The 3,760-nt window shown below is 50.5% G+C and carries 4 protein-coding genes; 1 reads left to right on the top strand and 3 read right to left on the bottom strand.

Going from position 1 to position 3,760, the window contains the following annotated elements; all coding sequences use genetic code 11:
* The first annotated feature begins 206 nt into the window (after positions 1-206).
* The gene (locus D6783_01800; GenBank protein RME53533.1) at positions 207-551 is read left to right on the top strand and encodes a divalent-cation tolerance protein CutA; all 345 of its coding nucleotides are present in this window, start codon (positions 207-209) and stop codon (positions 549-551) included.
* Positions 552-775: 224 nt separating this feature from the next.
* Here D6783_01800 and D6783_01795 read toward each other — a convergent pair whose 3' ends face one another.
* From D6783_01795 to D6783_01785, 3 genes are all read right to left on the bottom strand, one after another.
* Positions 776-1,660, bottom strand: coding sequence for a hypothetical protein (locus D6783_01795; protein ID RME53532.1), 885 nt, complete (start codon positions 1,658-1,660; stop codon positions 776-778).
* Between the two features lie 142 nt (positions 1,661-1,802).
* Positions 1,803-2,540 carry a hypothetical protein gene (locus D6783_01790; GenBank protein ID RME53531.1) on the bottom strand — a complete coding sequence of 246 codons (738 nt, stop codon included), beginning with the start codon at positions 2,538-2,540 and terminating at the stop codon, positions 1,803-1,805.
* A 307-nt stretch (positions 2,541-2,847) separates the two neighbouring features.
* Positions 2,848-3,615, bottom strand: a complete 768-nt coding sequence (locus D6783_01785; protein ID RME53530.1) for a hypothetical protein — start codon at positions 3,613-3,615, stop codon at positions 2,848-2,850.
* Between the last annotated feature and the right edge of the window lie 145 nt (positions 3,616-3,760).

Genomic DNA, 3,760 nt, shown 5'->3' with positions numbered 1-3,760 from the left:
TTAATAATTTTTTTAATACCCCCAACAAAAAAAGCAAATATACCTTGAAGAAAAAGAAGGAAAAAGAAAGGAACGTATTAAAATTTTCAATATAGAAAAAAATAAGGTGGAAAAAAATAAAGGGGCGCGGGAGAAGCGAGAAAAACCATCATCCACGCCTGGGCAGAGCCAATGCTTTTTTATAGAACGTACGCAGTGGCGACGGTATGGGAGCTGTTGTCTTTGTTTACACGCCACTTCCTTCCAAGGAGCTCGCAGAACAGATTGCCACTCGCCTGGTTGAGAAAAAACTCGCGGCGTGCGGCAATATTTTCGGCCCGATAAAGAGTGTGTACGAGTGGGAAGGAACGATTGCACAGGAGAGCGAGTTTGTTTTGCTGGCAAAAACGAGCAAGGAAAACGTTGAGCAGGTGAAACGAGAAATTGGTGCACTGCATCCGTACACTGTTCCGCGCATCGTCAGTTTTCTCGTGAGCGCGAACAAGGACTTCGCTGATTGGGTTGTGAGCCAAACGAAAGCAGGAGGCACGCGGCGACAGGGAAAACGGTAGAAACGAGCACGCCTGCTTCCCTCCTCTGCGTTCCTGCTTTTGTTCCTGCATCAAGAGCGCAGAAAAATGGAGGGGAGAAAAAAGCCACCGGGAGACCTTCCAAAGAAGATCTCCCGGCGCGCTGTAGTCTTTACGCGGTGTGTAACTGTAAACGCTGTGGCCACTGTGAATGTGAACGCTACGAGTGTTTGAGCACTCATGCTCTCTTGGATGTGTACTTTTCTTTACGGATTCGCCTCCTCTGCTTGGAACACGACGGTGCCGTTGCACTGCCCGAACGGGTTCGGCGGAACATAAAGCCTCCAGTACGTGCTGTTTATGACTGCCTGGGTATCGTTGGTTTGCTGCGGCAGGGTGAGGTTGGCAATGTAGGCCGGCGTGCTTGCCAAGGGGGTCATCGCCGCCCACGTGTCTGCAGAGTTAAGACTGTAGCGCTCATTTGCTATCGTAATGTTCCCTACTTGACAAACCATAGCCAGGCCGTCGCCGGGGGTTGCACCGTACCCGTAGACAGTGACATTAATATCTCTGTTTCCGAAGTTAGTGACATTTGCTTCGATCGCGCCTGACGTGTCTCCGACAGCGAGATCGCCGTAGTCAATAGGACTGGTCACGTTCAACGCCAAGACAGGGTTAATCGCCGTCGTGTTGTAATTTGAACCCGAATCAGAGCCGTTGAAGTCGTACGTGTCAGTAGCGGTAACGTTGCACACCCATGTCGCGTTGTTAGCATAGTAGTAGACGTTAAAGGTGCAGGTGTAGTTCGCGTAGTAGCCGTTAACATTCACTTGAGTGCACGATGTGTTCGAGTAATGGTTGTTGTTGTCGTCCGGTGAGCCTTCGCTTGCTGTGTTGTTGTCATAAAATGTGGCTGTCACGTTGGCAAGGGTGCCTCCTCCGTTATAGTCTCGGATGGTTGCGTTGCAAGTGATGAGGGTTGTCGTTCCTGCATTGAGGGTGATGTTTCCTGATCCGTCGTTGATGAGGACGCTGAGCACTTCGGGCAGGGATTGGGTGACGTTGACGATGGCGTCGACGCTCACGTTGCGGTAGTTTGGCCCGGCAGTGAAGCTAAGGAGGAAAGGAGCGCTTGCGAGGAGAACGAGCACTGCTACGAAGACAAGTCGTGCCCCGACAGTTCCAGTGCCTGGTTGTTTAGCTTGGTTTGGTTGCATTGTTGTGCTCCTTTATGTTTTCCTTTGTGTTTCCTTGGTCGTTGGTTTTTTGTTGGCTGGTTTTGTTTTCTTGTGTTTAGCTTCCGAGTTCGACGTAAAAATAATAGGTGTGCGCTGCTGCTATGTCGCTTTCTCCGACGAGCATTTGGAAGTCGTACGTTGTCGTGTTGCGATAGCCGGTCAGGTCGTCTTCAATGATGGTGGCGTAGACGAGTGTCGATCCTGATTGGAGGAGGATTTCTTGAAAGTCGGCTGTTTCGCTCACGTTTTGACGAGTGGAGTTGATGTAAGTGAACGTGCTGGGGCAGGTGCTGTTGGATATGAGCGTTGCTCCAACGTAGAAGCTTTCGTGGGTTGTTTCGTTGAACGTGTTTGTGATGCTGGTCGGCTCTGAACTGGTCATGTTGAGTGCCGATTCTTCCTGGCCGATAATGGTTGTGTTCGCGCAGGTAATTGACGCCCACGAAACGGAGTTATTTCTTGAAGCGTACACTTCGCCCGTCACGGTCGTGTTGCCGAAATCCCAGTCGTAGATGGTGTATCCTTGTGCATCGTCGAGGGTGAAGCGGCCGGTGACGTTCCCCACGTATGCTTTCCATTGTTGGACTTGCTGAACTGCGTCAAGAGCGAGGGTGGTGATGGTTCCGCGCGGGTCTGCTCTTCCTGACGGCGCTGTTGATGACGCTGATGAGGTAATATTTGACGTGAAGGAAGCTCCTGTGGGGTCTGCAGCGGTGTTGTGGACGAAGAAGAGCAGAGTGAGCACTCCAAGAAGGAGGATGAGTGCTGCTCCCGCAAGGGGGGTTTTTTCCATTGTTACACACCTTCGTCGCAAGCCCCTGTTGCGTGCTCGGCACGTTCAGGGAGTTTGATTTCATCAATCTAAATTTCGTTGAGTTGGTTTCTTAGTAGGGATTCTTCGTTTGAAGCTCATTGAGTCTGACGTTCATTGATGTTCTTGGTTCGTTTTTGCTGTTTGTTTTGGATTTCCTTGTACGCTTTTTGGAGGATGTTGTGGGGGCGGTGTTTTGTGTCCGATGTTTTGTGTCGGGTGCTCGTGTTATGTGTGGTGAACAGATCTGAAAAAAAAGAAAAAAAGTGGAGGAGAGAGGGTTGCCTCTCTACTCTAGCTCGACCCAGAAGTAATACGTGGTAGTCTGGGTGTCGTTGCCGTGCCCGTCTTCGAGAACGAGCATTTGGAAGTCTGTTGGGTTGCCGTCGTAGCCGTTGATGTCGGTGGTGTTGCCCGACTCGTCGTTCTCGATGAATGTTGCAAAGACGAGTGCGTTCCCCGTTGTGTCGTAGAGGAGCATGTTGGGGAAGTTCGTTGTTTGCCTGTTGTCATTTTGGAAGATGTACGTCGTTGGGCATCCCGTTAGGGTGACGTAGCCAACGTGGAGTGTCGGGTGGTTCGTAAGATTGAATGTTTCGTTGACGCCGTCGACGTCGTCGGTTTGGATGTTGAACTCCTGTTCGAGGATTGAGACGTTTCGGTAGCCGCCTCCTGTTGCAGTGAAGTTGTAGCAGGCGATGTTGGCCCAGTCAATGGTGATGTTCGTTGACGCGTACACTTCTCCTTGTGGTTCTGCTGCGGACCAGTTGTAGAAGGTGTTGTTGTTCGCGTCGTCCAAGACGATGGTACCGGTGATGTTTCCCAGGTAGCCTTGCCAGGCTTTCGTCTGGGTTATGCCAAAGATGGTGAGGTGGGTGATGTTCCCTGCAAAGGCGTCGTTGCTCTGGGCAGGGTAGTTGTTCACGTCAAATGTTGACTCCCAATCTTGGGTTAGTGTTTGTGGACTGACAGGGTAGTTTTGTGCAAAGACAAGTGCACTGAGGGCTGTCAGGCTCGCTAGTACTACGAGTAATGGTACCAACTTGTTCTGGTTCATGGTCATCACCTTCGTCGCAATTTTTTTGCTGAATTGGCTTGCAGGTGGCCTGCAAGATTCTTCGTGCGTTTCTCGTCATAAGCAGAAGGACGTGACGCCACAACCGCTAATGACTACGAGTATACTTATTTGTATACTTATATAT

The sequence above is a fragment of the Candidatus Woesearchaeota archaeon genome, from assembly GCA_003694805.1.
Taxonomy (GTDB): domain Archaea; phylum Nanobdellota; class Nanobdellia; order Woesearchaeales; family J110; genus J110.
The sequence above is the reverse complement of the archived record's forward strand: the minus strand, read 5'-3'. Positions and strand labels throughout refer to the sequence as shown.

Coding starts and splice junctions, on each gene's coding strand:
- D6783_01800 (RME53533.1), top strand. CDS start 207: ATGGGAGCTGTTGTCTTTGTTTACACGCCACTTCCTTCCAAGGAGCTC.
- D6783_01790 (RME53531.1), bottom strand. CDS start 2,540: ATGGAAAAAACCCCCCTTGCGGGAGCAGCACTCATCCTCCTTCTTGGA.
- D6783_01785 (RME53530.1), bottom strand. CDS start 3,615: ATGAACCAGAACAAGTTGGTACCATTACTCGTAGTACTAGCGAGCCTG.